Origin of the sequence: Castellaniella defragrans, assembly GCF_014203015.1 — a bacterium.
In the GTDB taxonomy this organism is placed as follows: Bacteria; Pseudomonadota; Gammaproteobacteria; order Burkholderiales; family Burkholderiaceae_B; genus Castellaniella; species Castellaniella defragrans.
In genome coordinates this window covers 182,216-196,396 of sequence record NZ_JACHIB010000006.1, presented here as the reverse complement: position 1 = coordinate 196,396, position 14,181 = coordinate 182,216, and the positions used below count along the sequence as shown (strand labels likewise).

Annotated in this window: 13 protein-coding genes and 1 pseudogene; 4 read left to right on the top strand and 10 right to left on the bottom strand. The window is 73.1% G+C overall.

All coding sequences use genetic code 11. The annotated features are described in order from the left end of the window. The first annotated feature begins 10 nt into the window (after positions 1-10). A complete protein-coding gene (locus tag HNR28_RS06795) occupies positions 11-226 on the top strand; it encodes a tautomerase family protein (protein ID WP_043684182.1) in 216 nt (71 codons plus the stop codon). 87 nt (positions 227-313) lie between these two features. Here HNR28_RS06795 and HNR28_RS06790 read toward each other — a convergent pair whose 3' ends face one another. Together HNR28_RS06790 and HNR28_RS06785 are read right to left on the bottom strand one after the other, a co-directional pair. Next, positions 314-823, bottom strand: coding sequence for a dihydrofolate reductase (locus HNR28_RS06790; RefSeq protein ID WP_043684180.1), 510 nt, complete (start codon positions 821-823; stop codon positions 314-316). A 162-nt stretch (positions 824-985) separates the two neighbouring features. Beyond that, on the bottom strand, positions 986-1,660 hold the full coding sequence (locus HNR28_RS06785) for a winged helix-turn-helix transcriptional regulator (RefSeq protein WP_043684178.1): 675 nt from the start codon (positions 1,658-1,660) through the stop codon (positions 986-988). 80 nt (positions 1,661-1,740) lie between these two features. On the opposite strand from HNR28_RS06785, the pseudogene HNR28_RS18360 reads away from it, so the two are divergent. Together HNR28_RS18360 and HNR28_RS18355 are read left to right on the top strand one after the other, a co-directional pair. After that, positions 1,741-2,196: pseudogene (locus tag HNR28_RS18360) on the top strand (YybH family protein); the annotation flags it as partial. 36 nt (positions 2,197-2,232) lie between these two features. Further along, positions 2,233-2,718, top strand: coding sequence for a VOC family protein (locus HNR28_RS18355; protein WP_244978212.1), 486 nt, complete (start codon positions 2,233-2,235; stop codon positions 2,716-2,718). An 18-nt stretch (positions 2,719-2,736) separates the two neighbouring features. Here the strand turns inward: HNR28_RS18355 and HNR28_RS06775 are convergent, their stop codons facing one another. From HNR28_RS06775 to hda, 7 genes are all read right to left on the bottom strand, one after another. Next, positions 2,737-6,012 (bottom strand): error-prone DNA polymerase, encoded by a 3,276-nt coding sequence (locus HNR28_RS06775; protein WP_184142635.1) that lies wholly within the window; start codon positions 6,010-6,012, stop codon positions 2,737-2,739. 14 nt (positions 6,013-6,026) lie between these two features. Beyond that, the gene (locus HNR28_RS06770) at positions 6,027-7,334 is read right to left on the bottom strand and encodes a Y-family DNA polymerase (protein WP_151025549.1); all 1,308 of its coding nucleotides are present in this window, start codon (positions 7,332-7,334) and stop codon (positions 6,027-6,029) included. Then, positions 7,276-8,082 (bottom strand): translesion DNA synthesis-associated protein ImuA, encoded by an 807-nt coding sequence (imuA, locus tag HNR28_RS06765; protein ID WP_148304983.1) that lies wholly within the window; start codon positions 8,080-8,082, stop codon positions 7,276-7,278. Before imuA ends, HNR28_RS06770 begins: the two co-directional genes overlap by 59 nt. A gap of 258 nt (positions 8,083-8,340) precedes the next feature. Then, positions 8,341-8,847, bottom strand: a complete 507-nt coding sequence (locus HNR28_RS06760; RefSeq protein WP_052355915.1) for a 2-amino-4-hydroxy-6-hydroxymethyldihydropteridine diphosphokinase — start codon at positions 8,845-8,847, stop codon at positions 8,341-8,343. A gap of 62 nt (positions 8,848-8,909) precedes the next feature. Continuing rightward, positions 8,910-10,322 carry a polynucleotide adenylyltransferase PcnB gene (gene pcnB / locus HNR28_RS06755; RefSeq protein ID WP_052355914.1) on the bottom strand — a complete coding sequence of 471 codons (1,413 nt, stop codon included), beginning with the start codon at positions 10,320-10,322 and terminating at the stop codon, positions 8,910-8,912. A gap of 113 nt (positions 10,323-10,435) precedes the next feature. After that, a complete protein-coding gene (locus tag HNR28_RS06750) occupies positions 10,436-11,137 on the bottom strand; it encodes an HAD family hydrolase (protein WP_043684173.1) in 702 nt (233 codons plus the stop codon). Then, positions 11,134-11,868, bottom strand: a complete 735-nt coding sequence (hda, locus tag HNR28_RS06745) for a DnaA regulatory inactivator Hda (protein WP_052355913.1) — start codon at positions 11,866-11,868, stop codon at positions 11,134-11,136. The genes HNR28_RS06750 and hda overlap by 4 nt, the downstream gene beginning before the upstream one ends. 140 nt (positions 11,869-12,008) lie before the next feature. Here hda and purM point away from each other — a divergent pair, with 140 nt between their 5' ends. Continuing rightward, positions 12,009-13,058, top strand: a complete 1,050-nt coding sequence (purM, locus tag HNR28_RS06740; protein WP_151025470.1) for a phosphoribosylformylglycinamidine cyclo-ligase — start codon at positions 12,009-12,011, stop codon at positions 13,056-13,058. Between the two features lie 64 nt (positions 13,059-13,122). Here the strand turns inward: purM and miaA are convergent, their stop codons facing one another. Then, positions 13,123-14,067: a tRNA (adenosine(37)-N6)-dimethylallyltransferase MiaA gene (miaA, locus tag HNR28_RS06735; RefSeq protein WP_151025471.1), complete on the bottom strand. Its 945-nt coding sequence runs from the start codon at positions 14,065-14,067 to the stop codon at positions 13,123-13,125. Positions 14,068-14,181 lie beyond the last annotated feature (114 nt).

The following is a 14,181-nucleotide window of genomic DNA, read 5'->3' as shown; positions in this document are numbered from 1 at the left end:
AGACCATGCCATGCCCTACGTCAACATCAAGATCACCCGCGAAGGCGCCACCGCCGAGCAGAAGGCCCGCCTGATCGAGGGCGCCACGCAACTGCTGGTGGACGTGCTGGGCAAGAACCCCAAGACCACCTTCGTGGTGATCGAGGAAGTCGATACCGACAGCTGGGGGATCGCGGGCGAGACGGTGACGACGATCCGGGCGCGCGCCAAAGCCTCCGGGCAGTGAATTCCCGGGCGGGGCGCAAGGCCCCGCGCGCCGGCCCGTATCCGGCGAATCCGAGCGGCATGCGGGCCGCGCGCGGGCGCTCGCCGCTCAGGCGGCCTGGGTCCCCGGGACGCGCCGGTAGGTGACGAAATCGTAGGCCAGGCCGTTTTCCGGCGGCTGCGGCAGGCGCTCGGTTTCCCGCCACTGCCCGGCGGGCAGGGGGGGGAACCAGGTGTCGCCGTCCAGGTCGGCATGGATTTCCGTGGCGATCAGCTCGTCGGCCAGCGGCAGGGCCAGGCGGAAGACCTGCTCGCCGCCGATGACGCAGACGAGATCGGCCTGCGCGCAGCTGGCCAGGGCGGCTTCCAGGGTGGCGTGGTGCTCGGCGCCGGGCGCGGCGAACGCCGGGTCGCGGCTCAGCACCAGGTTGCGGCGGCCGGGCAGCGGGCGCCCCAGCGACAGCCAGGTCTTGCGCCCCATGATGATGGGGTGGCCCAGGGTGCTGCGCTTGAAATGCGCCAGATCGGCGGGCAGGCGCCAGGGCATGGCGCCATCGCGGCCGATCACGCGGTTGTCGGTGTAGGCGACGACCAGGCGGATGGGAGGGCCTGGAGGCATGGCGGGGATTCTCCGTGTGGGCATGCGCGCCAGTGTAAACCACGCGCCTGAACGCCGCCGTCGCGGTTGATCCTTGCGCCTGAGCCAAGCCTGTGCGCCCGAATCATGCGTCTGGACCACGCGCGTGAACGGGCGCCGGCCCGCCGCGCGCCGGCGCGGCTGTCACCGGTCCGTGTCCGCGGGCTCCGGCACCCGGAAGCAGCCCAGGAAACGATCCAGCGCGGCCCGCCGGCCGGAGATCCGCGCCAGCCCCGCCTCGACGGCGTCGTCGGGATCCGCGGCGCCGTAGGCCAGGTGCAGCAGGGTGGTGGGGGACGTTTCCAGCGTCGCCTCGGCCGCCGGCTCCGCCGGCCCCTGGCGATGCACGTCCAGCCGGCCCGAGGCCACCCGGGCGGAGAAAGGCTGGCCGTCCAGGACCAGCAGGATCCGGGCATCCCGGCCCGAGGCCGCGTCGGGCGAGAACAGGGCGCGCATCGACAGCACCATGGCGTCCACGTTCAGGGGGGCGCCGCGCGCGAAGCCGGGCGAGCGCACGCCCCAGCGGACCAGCTGCAGCAGGATGGGTTCGAGTTCCCTGCCCCAGGGGCTGAGGTCGTAGGCCATGCCGCCGCCCGGCGGCGGCAGCCTGCGCCGGACGACGATGCCGGCCGCTTCCAGTTCGGCCAGCCGCTGGGTGAGCACGTTGGCGCTGATGCGGCCCAGGCCGGCCCGCAGATCGGTGAAGCGCTTCGGGCCGAGCATCAGCTCGCGCACGATCAGCAGCGCCCAGCGTTCGCCGATCAGGTCCAGGGCGTGGGCGGCGGCGCAGCCGTCGGCATAGCTTCTCTTGGTGCTCATGATCCTGGATTGTATCATGTAGTCCTAAAAAACAATTTATTAGTTATTTTTTAGGATTAAACAGTGATATAGTGCGCCGGATGGATAAGCCCTCGCCCGCGAGCCGCGATCCCCGCGGCCGTCGGACAGGCGACGGGCAACAGGAGACGGGAATGGAAGACAGGACGAAGAAGGACGAGGCGCAGGCCGGCATCCGGCGGGTGCTGGACGACTGGACCGCGGCCGTGGGCCGGCACGATCTGGAGGCGCTCGCGGCCTGCTACGCGCCGGACGTGGTCGGCTACGACGCCATCAAGACGCTGTGCTTCGCCGGGCGGGACCGCTACATGGCGCACTGGGAAGAATGCCTGCGGACGTGCCCGAACAGCGTGCGCTTCGCGTTCAGGGACCTGGACGTCCAGGCGGAGGGCGATCTGGGCTACGCGCACGCGCTGCTGGCCTGCATGGCCGAGGGAGACGCGGGCGGGGCCTGGAGCCGCATGACCACGGGCTTCCGGCGCGAGGCCGGCCGCTGGCGCATCGTCCACGAGCATTTCTCCTTCCCCTGCGATATGAAGTCCGGCAAGGCGCTCATGGGCCTGTCCCCCGACGCGGCTGCGGGACCGTCGCCGGTGCCCCCCGACATGCACGCCGTGACGCCGCACCTGATCTGCCGGGACGCGGCCGGCGCGATGGACTTCTACCAGCGGGCCTTCGGGGCGCGGGAGGCCATCCGGCTGGACGGGCCGGACGGCAAGCTGGTGCACGGCTGCCTGTGGATCGGCGGTTCCGCCGTGATGCTGATGGAGGAATCGTCGGTCTGCCAGGCCGACAGTCCCGACACGCTGGGCGGCACGCCGGTGTCCCTGCATCTGTACGTGCCCGACGCGGACGCGGCGTTCGAGCGGGCGGTGAAGGCGGGCGCCTCGGTGATGATGCCGCCGTCCGACATGTTCTGGGGCGATCGCTACGGCGTGGTCCGGGACCCCTACGGCCACCGCTGGTCCATCGCCTCCCATGTGCGGGACGTGAACCCCGAGGACATGCGGGCGGCGATGGCCCGGTCCGCCGGCGCCTGAGCCGGTCCGCTCAGTGGCTCAGTGGAAATCCCGGCTGCGGTTCGTGACCTCGGCCAGGCGCCCGAGCAGCGGCGTCAGGTCCACCAGACGCGCGGCGATCACGTTGCACGCCTCGCCCTCGCGCTGCCAGCGGCCGTACACCGCCAGCAGCCGGGATCTCACCAGGGCCGCGCGCTGGCGCTCGCGCACGTGTTTCCACACGATCACCTGCACCGTGCCGGTCTCGTCCTCCAGCGAGACGAAGACCACGCCCTTGGCGGTCTGGGGCTGCTGGCGCAGCGTGACGATGCCGCAGCAGCGCACCAGACGGCCGTCGGGCAGGTCCCGCAGTTCCTGCGCGCTGTGCAGCCGGCGCTGGCGCAGCAGGGGCCGCAGCAGCGCCAGCGGATGGCGCCGCAGCGTCAGCCCCGTGCTGGCGTAATCGAAGACGATCTCCTCGCCCTCGGGGGCGGGCGGCAGCGCCAGGCGGTCCTCGCGGATCGGCGCCGCGCGCAGCAGCCGCGGCGCGGTCTTGAGCGCCGCGGCCTCCCAGACCTGCTGGCGCCGGTGGCCGGCCAGGCCCGCCAGTGCGTCGGCGCCGGCCAGCCGGCGCATGTCGCGCTCGTCCAGCGCCGCGCGCCGCGCCAGGTCCCCGGCGTCGCCGAACGGCCCCTGCGCCCGCGCGGCCACGATGCGTTCGGCCGCCGCGCGCGGCAGGCCCGCGATCATGCGCAGGCCCAGCCGCACCGCCGGCGGCCGGGCCCGCCCTTCGATCTGGCCTTCGATCTGTCCTGCGGCCGGTTCTTCGGCCGGTTCTTCCAGCGTGCAGTCCCAGGCGCTCGCCAGCACGTCGGCCGGGCGCACCCGCACGCCGTGGCGGCGCGCGTCCTGCACCAGCTGCGCGGGCGAATAGAAGCCCAGCGGCTGGCTGTTGAGCATGGCCGCCAGGAACGCGGCCGGGTGGTGGCGCTTGATCCAGCATGAGGCGTAGACCAGCAGCGCGAAGCTGGCCGCGTGGCTTTCCGGGAAGCCGTATTCCGAGAAGCCCCGGATCTGCTCGAAGATGGACTGCGCGAAGGCCGGTTCGTAGCCGCGCGCCGTCATGCCGTCCACCAGCTTGGCGTGGTATTTCTCCAGGCCGCCCTTGCGTTTCCAGGCCGCCATCGAGCGCCGGAGCTGGTCGGCCTCGCCCGGGGTGAACCCAGCCGCGAGCACGGCGATCTGCATCACCTGCTCCTGGAAGATCGGCACGCCCAGGGTGCGGCCCAGGGCCTCGCGCAGCGCCTCGCTCGGGTAGCTCACCGGCTCGATCCCCTGGCGGCGGTTGAGATACGGGTGCAGCATGCCGCCCTGGATCGGGCCGGGGCGGATGATCGCCACCTCGATCACCAGGTCGTAGTAGCAGCGCGGCCGCAGGCGCGGCAGCATGCTCATCTGCGCCCGGCTCTCGATCTGGAACACGCCGATGGTGTCGGCCCGGCCGATCATCTCGTAGGTCCCGGCGTCCTCGGCCGGGATGTCCTGCATGGCGAAGTCGCGCCCCTGGCGCTCGCCGATGAACGCCAGCGCCTTGCGCAGGGCGGTGAGCATGCCCAGCGCCAGCACGTCCACCTTGAGCAGCCCCATGGCGTCCAGGTCGTCCTTGTCCCATTCGATGACCGTGCGGTCCTCCATCGCCGCGTTCTCGATCGGCACCATGCGCGACAGGGGACCGCGCGTGAGCACGAAGCCGCCCACGTGCTGGCTCAGGTGGCGGGGAAAGCCGATCAGCTGCCCGACCAGGCGCAGCAGCTGGCGCACCTTCAGGCTGTCCGGGGACAGGCCGGCCTCGGCCAGCCGCTCGGGGGAGATCTCGCGGCCGTCCCACCAGCGGTGGCCCTGGGCGAGCGCGTCCAGGGCGCCGGGCTCGAAGCCCAGGGCGCGGCCGACGTCGCGCAGCGCGCTCTTGAGCCGGTAGGTGATCACCACCGCCGTCAGAGCCGCGCGCTCGCGGCCGTACTTGCGGTACAGGTACTGGATGACTTCTTCGCGCCGCTCGTGCTCGAAATCCACGTCGATGTCCGGCGGCTCGTTGCGTTCCCGGCTGATGAAGCGCTCGAACAGCACCGCCATGCGGGCCGGGTCCACCTCGGTGACGCCGGTGCAGTAGCAGACCACGGAATTGGCCGCGCTGCCCCGGCCCTGGCAGAGGATGCGCCGCGAGCGGGCGAAGGCCACGATGTCCGCGACGGTGAGGAAGTACGGCTCGTAGTTCAGTTCCGAGATCAGCGCCAGTTCGTGCTCGATCTGCGCCCGGACCTTGGCCGGGATGCCGTCCGGCCAGCGCCGCCGCGCGCCTTCGTAGGTGATGCGGCGCAGGTGGCTGGCCGGGGTCTCGCCCGGCGGGACGACTTCCTCCGGGTACTGGTAGCGCAGTTCGTCCAGGCTGAAGCGGCAGCGCGCCGCCACGCGCAGGGTCTCGGCCAGCAGATCGGGCGGGTAGATCTGCGCCAGGCGCAGGCGCGAGCGCAGGTGGCGCTCCGCGTTGGGCTGCAGGCCGTGCCCGCACTGCGCGAGCGGCTTGCCCAGGCGCGTGGCGGTGAGCACGTCCTGCAGCATCTTGCGCGAGCGCAGGTGCATGTGCACGTCGCCGCAGGCGACCAGCGGAATGGCGGTCAGCTCGCTCACCTCGCGCAGCCGGTGCAGCCACATCTCGTCGTCCAGGCGGCGCAGCAGTTCCACGGCCAGCCAGCAGCGTCCCATGAAGCGGTCCAGCACCCAGCGCGCGACGGCGCGCAGCTGCGCGGGCGTGGCGGACCGGTGCGGCGAGGCCAGCACCACGCAGCCGGCCAGCGCTCGCGGGTCGAGGTCGGCCGCGCGCAGGCGGTAGGCGCCCTTGGTGGGGGATGCGCGCCGCAGGCGGGTGATGAATTCGCACAGATTGCCGTAGCCCTGGCCGTCGCAGGCGATCACGACCAGGGTGAACGGCGCCAGGGAAGCGTTGGCCGGTGCGTCGGCTCGTGCGCCGGTCGGCGGGTCCGGCCGCGCATCGGGCTGCAGATCGGGCTGCGAATCGGGCCGTGTCCCGGCTGGTGCGTCGGGCTCGACCTCGAACTGGCTGCCGGCCAGCAGCGTCAGGCCGTGCTCCTTGGCCGCGACGTGCGCGCGCACGATGCCGGCCATGGAGCATTCGTCGGCGATCGCCAGCGCCGTGTAGCCGAGCTGCCTGGCGCGTTCGACCAGTTCTTCCGGGTGGCTCGCGCCACGCAGGAAGGAGAAGTTGGTGAGGCAGCGGAGTTCGGCGTAGTCCGGCAGGGCGGGGGAGGCGCTGGCCATGGTTTCCTCGGGTGTCAGGCGAACATGCCGTGCAGATACCAGGCGGCGGCGTCCCCTGCCAGGCGCGTCTGGTAGATCCACAGCACCCCGGCCCGCCGGCTGAGCGCCACCCAGTAGTCGCGCTCGACGTGGTGGGTGGACGCATCGTCCTCGCCGCGGTGCCACCAGCCGCCTTCGACGCGGTGGGGGCCGGCCAGCAGCATCAGCGGCCCCTGGTGGACCGGCCGGTTTGCGCGCACCGCGAGCCGCAGCGGTTCGGGCAGGAGGAAGGTCGGCTGCGGCACGTCGGGCGGCGCCATGCGTTGCCGGGGCAGGGGGCGCGGCGCCGGCTGCCAGTGCTGCGCCCATTCGGCGCGGTGGTCCTCGCACAGCACGGGCCGACGTACGCGCTCGGGCCCCAGGCGCGCGGCGATGCGCTCCAGCACCAGGGCCAGCGATTCGCGCTGGCTGCCGGCGTCCGGCAGCAGCGAGTCGCTGCGCCCGGGCAGCGGCACGGCCTCGACCGCCTCCAGGGCCAGTTCGCCCACCGGGGCCTGCAGCGTCACGCGGGCCAGGTGTTCGGCCAGCAGCCGGCACAGGTGCTCGACCTCGCGCATCGGCTGCGCGGTGCGGATGGTCAGTTCGCCGCCGTCGCCGGCATCGCGCGCGCGCACGAAATCGTGCGCCCAGCGCAGCGTGAACGCGGTGATGCCCGCGTGCCGCGCGGCCAGCCAGCCGCACAGCTGCAACAGCAGGCGGCGCGCCCCGAACAGCAGCACCGGGGCCGTCTCCACCCGCGCCATCAGTTCCAGGCGCGCGTGGAAGGTCTCGGGCAGCGTGATCCAGCGGTGCGTCTCGGGCCGCAGGCCGTAGGCCTGGTCGAGCGCGTCCAGCAGGCCCTGGCCGAAGCGCCGGTTGAGGCCGCCGCGCGGCAGGCGCCGCACGTCGCCCAGGGTGCGGCAGCCGAGCTGGGCCAGCGTGAGATGGTGTGGCGCGACGGCCGACAGGACCGCCATCGGCAAGGCGTCCAGGACCTCGGGCAGGGGCCGGCGCACCCCGTTGAGCACCCCGGCGCGCACGCAGGCCAGCGCGGCCAGGCTGTTGGGCGCCCAGGCGATCGCGGCCATGCCGAGCGTGCGGCCTTCGGCGTCGATGCGCTCGTGCAGCGCCCGGCGCCCGCCGAACAGGCGCGTGCTGGCCTCCGCCTCCAGGACGACGGCTTCATCGGCGAGGGCGACGCGGGGGGTGAACTGCAGGGCCCAGGTCGCCAGCCCGTGAAGCGCCTCACTGGACGGCGGCGTTCCGTCGGGTGCGCAGGGCAATGACAGTGCCGCCCACAGCATCGGCGGGGTCCTCGCGGGTCAGCAGCCGGCTCGGATGCCGCAGCCGGGGCGTGATGAGGGCGGCCAGGCCGCCGGGCATCGAAGGCAGGACGAGCGGTTCGTCCTGCAGGGGGCCGCGGCGCTTGAGGATGTGCAGGCGCAGTTCCCAGTCGGGCCCCGGGTCCGCCTGCACGCGCAGCGGCGCGGCCGAGGATTCGTGCCGCGCCGCCGCGGGGCGGCACAGGAACGCGAGCCCTTCGCAGGATTGCGCGCAGACCTGCAGGCGCCGGACCTGCTCGGGCCGCGCCTGCGGCAGCCAGGCGACGACCGCGCCGCAGGCGTTGGCCTTGAGCAGCTGCTCGGCCGTCCACAGCCGCTCGGCCGGCGTGCGGGCATCGATCCACACGAAACAGCGTTCGTCCAGGCCTTCCTGCCGCAGGCCGGGCAGGTAGGGCGGGTGGGGCGGCCCGACGGCGACGATCTGCCCGCCGCGCGCGGCGACCTGGCGCAGCGCGGGCGCCAGCAGGCGCCATTCGACGGCGGCGGGCTGCGCGGCCAGCACTTCGGTGAGCGACTGCGTGGGCCAGCCGCCGCCGGGCAGCTCGCGGTCCAGCGGCGCCCAGCCGGTGGGGACCACCGCCGTGGCCTGGCGGCCGATCTCGGTGCCGCGCCACACGCCCCGCACGGCCAGCTCCGGCCGCACGGCGCCGGCCGCGTCCGGGGGCGGCGCGGTGGATGGGGCAGGCAGGAGGGCGGCGGAAGCGTTCATGGCGAAAATACTGATGGTATGTACAGTATTTTGCCATAAATCCGCGGCGGGCGTCTGGCCCGGGGAAGGGGGCCGTGGCCCGGCGCGTCGGCGTTCAGGCATGCCGGCGTTCGGGCGGTCCGGCGACATTCAGGCGGCCCGGCGACGTTCGGGCGGTCCGGCGACGTTCAGGCGGTCCGGCGGCGTTCGGGCGGTCCGGCGCGGCGGCGAGCGGCGGCCTGGGCGGCCGGGATTCCCGGCGAGGCGCCGCCGGCCGGATCAGTCCAGGCGCCGGATGGGCTGGTCCGCGCAGCGGGCCAGCAGGGCGGCCAGTCCGCCCTGGGCCAGCGTCAGGCCGGGCGCCAGGTCCATCAGGGGCCGCAGGACGAAGGCGCGTTCGTGCATGCGGGGATGGGGCACCGTCAGGGTGGGCAGGTCGATGGACTGGCCGCCGTACAGCAGCAGGTCCAGGTCCAGGGTGCGCGGGGCGTTGCGGTAGGGGCGCTCGCGGCCGTGGCGCTGCTCGATGGCCTGCAGCGCCGCCAGCAGCGCCAGCGGGGGCAGCGTCGTCTCCAGGGCCGCCACGGCGTTGACGTAGTCGGGGCCGGAGGAATCCACCGGCGCGGTGCCGTACAGGGGCGAGAGCCGCAGGCCGGCCACGCCCGGCACGGCGGCCAGCTCGGCGGCCGCCCGCCGCACGGTGCCGGCGGCGTCGCCCAGGTTGGCGCCCAGGCCGACGCAGGCCAGGACGGGCGCGGCGGGTTGGGACGGGGCGGAGGGGCTCATGGCGGCGGAGGCGCCGCGGCCGGCATGCGGGCCGGACCGGGCGTCGGGACGGCGGGGAGCGTTCAGGCGGCGCCGTCCGGCGCCACGGAGGCGGCCGGGGCGGACGCCGCGGACTGGCCGTCCACGCCCGCGCCCTGGGACGGGCTGCGCCGGCGGCGGCGCTTGCGGGCCGCGCCCGTGCCGGCGCGGCGGGCGCCCGCGTGGCCGGCCTGCCAGGCGTCGATCATCTGCGAGCGGCGCTCGTCGTTGCTGTCGGACAGGTCCATCCACCATTGGGCCAGGACGCTGTCGACCTCGCGCGCCTCGGCGCGCAGCTGCAGGAAGTCCACCGCGGCGCGGAAGCGCGGCTGTTCCATCATGCGCCAGATCGAGCGCACGGTGGCGCGCTCGAAGCGGGCCTGCATCAGCCAGATCTCGCGCATGTCGGCCTGGTGGCGGCGCTGGATGGCGAGCTTGTCCATCTGTTCCTCGATCACCGAATCGGCGGCGCGGATCAGGGCCTCGTTGCGCTGCATGCCCTGGGCGGCCAGGGCGGACCAGCGCTTCTGCACCAGCCGCCACAGCAGGGCGGCGAACAGGAAACTGGGGCTGACGGGCTTGCCCGCCCGCACCCGGGCGTCGGTGCGCGACAGGGCGATCTCCACGAAGGCCTCGCCGCCGTCTTCCTCGAAGATGCGGTCGATCAGCGGGATCAGGCTTTTCATCAGGCCCGAGCGGCGCAGCTCGTGCACACAGTCCATGGCGTGGCCGCAGGTCAGCAGCTTCAGCGTCTCGTCGAACAGGCGCGAGGCCGGGACGTGCTCGATGAGCGGCGCCAGCCGGCTGATCGGGGCCTCGGTGGCCGGGTCGATGCGCGCGCCCAGCTTGGCCTGGAAGCGCAGCGCGCGCAGCATGCGCACCGGGTCCTCGCGGAAGCGTGTTTCCGGGTCGCCGATCATGCGCACCACGCGGTTCTTCAGGTCCGCCACGCCCTGGTGGAAGTCGATGACTTCTTCCTTCAGGGGATCGTAGTACAGGGCGTTGATGGTGAAGTCCCGGCGCGCGGCGTCTTCCTCGTGCGTGCCGAATTCGTTGTCGCGCAGGATGCGGCCGTGCTCGTCGGTTTCCTGGTTGCCGGAGGACGGCGCGCGGAAGGTCGAGGTCTCGATGATTTCCTGGCCGAACACCACGTGCACCAGCTGGAAGCGCCGGCCGATGATGCGGGCGCGCCGGAACAGCGGGCGGACCTGGTTGGGCGTGGCGTTGGTGGCGACGTCGAAGTCCTTGGGTTCCAGGCCGACGATCAGGTCGCGCACCGCGCCGCCCACGATATAGGCGTCGAAGCCGTGCTGGTTCAGGACTTCGCAGACTTTGATGGCGTGCCGCGACACCAGGCGCCGGTCGATGCCGTGCTTGTCGCGCGACAGGCGCACCGGGCCGCTGGGCGGGGTCGCGAACAGGCGCGCGACGAAATTCTTGATGGTCTGCTTGAGCATGGCGCGTATTTTAAGGCTTTGTATCGCCGGTGTCCCCCGGCGGGGGAGATTCTGGGCGAACCGCCGCCGGCGGCCGCATCCCTCCCGGAATCCCTGGAAACCTCCAGGAACCCCTAGGATTTCGCATCCTTCAGGCCGCCGAACAGGTCGAGGATGCGCCAGCCCCGGACGGCGGCGGTCTCGCGCAGCGCCGGGCTGGGGTTGGTGGCCACCGGATGGGTCACGGCCTCCAGCAGGGGCAGGTCGTTCATGGAGTCGCTGTAGAACCAGGACTCGTCGAAGTCCTCCAGCTGCCGGCCCTGGTCCCGCAGCCACTGGCGCACCCGCAGGACTTTGCCCGCCTTGAAGCTGGGCGTGCCCTCGATGCGGCCGGTGTAGCCGCCCAGCGCGTCGCGCTGCGGAATGGTGGCGATCAGGTGTTCGATGCCCAGCGCGCGGGCGATGGGGGTGGTGACGAAGGCGTTGGTGGCGGTGACGATGGCGCACAGCCCGCCGCGGTCCTGGTGTTCCGCGACCAGTTCGCGCGCGGCGCGCGGGATGCCCGGCTCGACGATCTCGGCCATGTAGTCCAGGTGCCAGCGGTCGAGTTCGTCGGGCCGGCCCAGGCGCAGCAGGCCCAGCATGAAATCGGCGGCCTCCTCGGCCGACAGCGTGCCTTCGTTGTAGCGGCGCATCAGTTCGTCGTTGCGGCGGCGGGCCTCCGCTGGATCGCCGGCGCGGCCGGTGCGCGCCAGGAATTCGGCCCACTGATAGTCGCTGTCGAAGGGCAGCAGGGTGTGGTCCAGGTCGAACAGGGCCAGATGGGTCGGGGTCATGGGGTCCTCGGGAGGGCCGGCGCGTCGGCCAGCAGGTCTTTCAGCAGGGGCAGGGTGATGGGGCGGTGGCGCGCCAGGGAATACTGGTCCAGGCTGTCGATCAGCGCCGTCAGGCGGTCCATGTCGCGGTCGCAGCGGGTCAGGATCCAGTGCAGGACCTCGTCGGACAGCTGCAGCCCGCGTTCCCGGGCGCGGTCGCGCAGGGCCTGGGCGCGGTCCTCGTCGGACAGCTGCTCCAGGCGGTAGACCAGGTCCCAGCCCAGGCGGGTGCGCAGGTCCTCGCGCAGCGGCATGGCCAGGGGCGCGCGGTCGCCTGCCGTCAGCAGGGCGAAGGCGCCCGGCGTGCCGGCGGCGGTGCGCCAGCGGTTGAACAGGGCGAACAGCGCGGCCTGGGCGGCGGAATTGAGGTCGGCCACGTCGTCCACCGCCACCAGGGACAGGGCCTGGTCCTCGTCGGTGGCCAGGGCGTGCAGCCGCTGCGCCGGGGAGCGCGCGTCCAGGTAATGGCAGCCCGCGCCCTGCGCGCGGGCGCGCAGCAGGTGGCTGCGTCCCGAACCCACGCCGCCCCACAGGTACACGGCGCGCCCGGGCGCAAGCCCGCGCACGGCTTCGAGCGCGGCCAGGTTCGCGCCGGCCACGAAGCCGTCCAGCGACGGCATCGTGCCCGGCAGGATGTCGAGCAGCAGCTGCTGCGCCTGGGGCTGGGCGGGAGCGGAAGGGGTGGAAGGCATCGGGGCGTGCGTCGCAAGATGGCGTCCGGGCCCGCATCCGGGCCTGCGCCGTGCAGGCCCGATCATGCGAAGCGGAACTTCATCGTAAAATCAGGCGAATATCCAAACTTGCAATTCTTGCACATTCGGCGGTTTTTCTCATGACACAAGGCACCTCCCCCTCCATGACCTACCGCGACGCCGGGGTCGACATCGATGCCGGCGACGCGCTGGTCGACCGCATCAAGCCCCTGGCGGCCCGCACGATGCGGCCCGGCGTGATGGCGGGGATCGGCGGCTTCGGCGCCCTGTTCGAGGTGCCGCGCCACTTGCGCGAGCCGGTGCTGGTGTCCGGCACCGACGGCGTGGGCACCAAGCTGCGCCTGGCCTTCGAGTGGCAGCGCCACGACACGGTCGGCATCGACCTGGTCGCCATGAGCGTCAACGACATCCTGGTCCAGGGCGCCGAGCCCCTGTATTTCCTGGACTACTTCGCCTGCGGCAAGCTGTCCGTGGACACGGCGGCCCGCGTCGTGGGCGGCATCGCGCGCGGCTGCGAGCTGGCCGGCTGCGCCCTGATCGGCGGCGAGACGGCGGAAATGCCCGGCATGTACCCGGACGGCGAATACGACCTGGCGGGCTTCGCCGTGGGCGTGGTCGAGAAATCCGCGATCATCGACGGCGCCGGCATCCGGGCGGGCGACACGGTGCTGGGCCTGGCCTCCAGCGGCGCGCACTCCAACGGCTATTCCCTGGTGCGCAAGATCCTGCGGCACGCCGGCGCGCGCCCCGACCAGGACCTGGACGGCCGCCCCCTGGGCGACGTGGTCATGGAACCCACCCGCATCTACGTCAAGTCCGTGCTGGCCGCCCTGGCGGCCCACGGCGCGGCGATCAAGGGCCTGGCGCACATCACCGGCGGCGGCCTGCTGGAAAACGTGCCGCGCATCCTCAAGCCGGGCCTGTGCGCCCGCCTGCACCGCGACGCCTGGCAGTGGCCGGCGCTGTTCCAGTGGCTGCAGGCCCAGGGCGGCGTGGCTGACCAGGAAATGGCGCGCGTGTTCAACTGCGGCATCGGCATGGTGCTGGTGGTGGACCCGGCCCAGGCCGATGCCATCGCCGCCACCCTGCGCGCCCAGGGCGAAACCGTCCATGCGCTGGGCGCGATCGAAGCCCGGGCCGAAGGCGGCGCGCAGACGATCGTGGACTGATCCGGGGCGGGCCTTGCGCCCGTCCTTTAGGCGCCGGAGCCGGATGCCGGCTTCGGGTGCGCCTTCAATCCCCCAGCATTCGGGCGAAGTGCCGCGCTGTTTCCGCCACGGCACGGTCCGACAGGCAGTCCACGCCGGTCCGTTGCGGCAGGGACCGCAGCCAGGTGATCTGGCGCTTGGCCAGCTGGCGGGTGGCGGCAATGGCCTGGTCGATGGCCCGGTCCAGGGAGATGCGCCCGTCCAGATGGTCCCAGAGCTGGCGGTAGCCCACGCAGCGGATCGAGGGCAAGCCCGGATGCAGGTCGGCGCGGGCGTGCAGGGCGCGGACCTCGTCCAGCAGGCCCGCGCCGATCATGGCCTGGTAGCGCTGCGCGATGCGCGCGTGCAGGACGGCGCGGTCGGAGGGCTCCAGGCTGATGGTCTCGAAGCGCCAGCCGGGCAGCGCGGGCCGCGGCGGTTCGGCCAGCCAGTCGCTCAGGGTCCGGCCGCTGCCGCGCCAGACTTCCAGCGCGCGCTGCAGGCGCTGGCTGTCGTTGGGCGCCAGCCGGGCGGCCGTGGCGGGATCCACGCGCGCCAGTTCGGCGTGCAGGGCCGGCCAGCCGCGCGTCCGGGCTTCCTCGTCCAGGGCCAGGCGGATGGCCGGGTCCGCGCGGGGCAGGTCGTTCAGCCCCTCGCGCAGGGCCTTGTAGTACAGCATGGTGCCCCCGCACAGCAGCGGGATGCGGCCGCGCGCGCGGATCTCCTGCGCCAGCGCCGCCGCGTCGCGCGCGAATTCCGCCGCCGAATACGACTGCGCCGGGTCGCGGATGTCCAGCAGGTGGTGCGGCACCCGCGCCCGTTCCTCGGCCGTGGGCTTGGCCGTGCCGATGTCCATGCCGCGATAGATCGTGGCCGAATCCATCACGATGATTTCGATGGGCCAGCGCCCGGCCAGGGCCAGGGCGGCGGCGGACTTGCCGGAGGCCGTGGGGCCGGCCAGGCAGATCAGGACGGGGGCATTCGTGGACATGGGGGCATTATCGCCGACCCGCCGGGGCGGGCGCGGTGCTCGGGGCGGGGCAGGGGCGGGCAGGGGCGTGTCCCCCCGGCCGGGGGCGTCCGGCGCGCGGCATCCGTTGTCCGC

Coding starts and splice junctions, on each gene's coding strand:
- HNR28_RS06795 (WP_043684182.1), top strand. CDS start 11: ATGCCCTACGTCAACATCAAGATCACCCGCGAAGGCGCCACCGCCGAG.
- HNR28_RS06790 (WP_043684180.1), bottom strand. CDS start 823: ATGCCTCCAGGCCCTCCCATCCGCCTGGTCGTCGCCTACACCGACAAC.
- HNR28_RS06785 (WP_043684178.1), bottom strand. CDS start 1,660: ATGAGCACCAAGAGAAGCTATGCCGACGGCTGCGCCGCCGCCCACGCC.
- HNR28_RS18355 (WP_244978212.1), top strand. CDS start 2,233: ATGGGCCTGTCCCCCGACGCGGCTGCGGGACCGTCGCCGGTGCCCCCC.
- HNR28_RS06775 (WP_184142635.1), bottom strand. CDS start 6,012: ATGGCCAGCGCCTCCCCCGCCCTGCCGGACTACGCCGAACTCCGCTGC.
- HNR28_RS06770 (WP_151025549.1), bottom strand. CDS start 7,334: ATGCTGTGGGCGGCACTGTCATTGCCCTGCGCACCCGACGGAACGCCG.
- imuA (WP_148304983.1), bottom strand. CDS start 8,082: ATGAACGCTTCCGCCGCCCTCCTGCCTGCCCCATCCACCGCGCCGCCC.
- HNR28_RS06760 (WP_052355915.1), bottom strand. CDS start 8,847: ATGAGCCCCTCCGCCCCGTCCCAACCCGCCGCGCCCGTCCTGGCCTGC.
- pcnB (WP_052355914.1), bottom strand. CDS start 10,322: ATGCTCAAGCAGACCATCAAGAATTTCGTCGCGCGCCTGTTCGCGACC.
- HNR28_RS06750 (WP_043684173.1), bottom strand. CDS start 11,137: ATGACCCCGACCCATCTGGCCCTGTTCGACCTGGACCACACCCTGCTG.
- hda (WP_052355913.1), bottom strand. CDS start 11,868: ATGCCTTCCACCCCTTCCGCTCCCGCCCAGCCCCAGGCGCAGCAGCTG.
- purM (WP_151025470.1), top strand. CDS start 12,009: ATGACACAAGGCACCTCCCCCTCCATGACCTACCGCGACGCCGGGGTC.
- miaA (WP_151025471.1), bottom strand. CDS start 14,067: ATGTCCACGAATGCCCCCGTCCTGATCTGCCTGGCCGGCCCCACGGCC.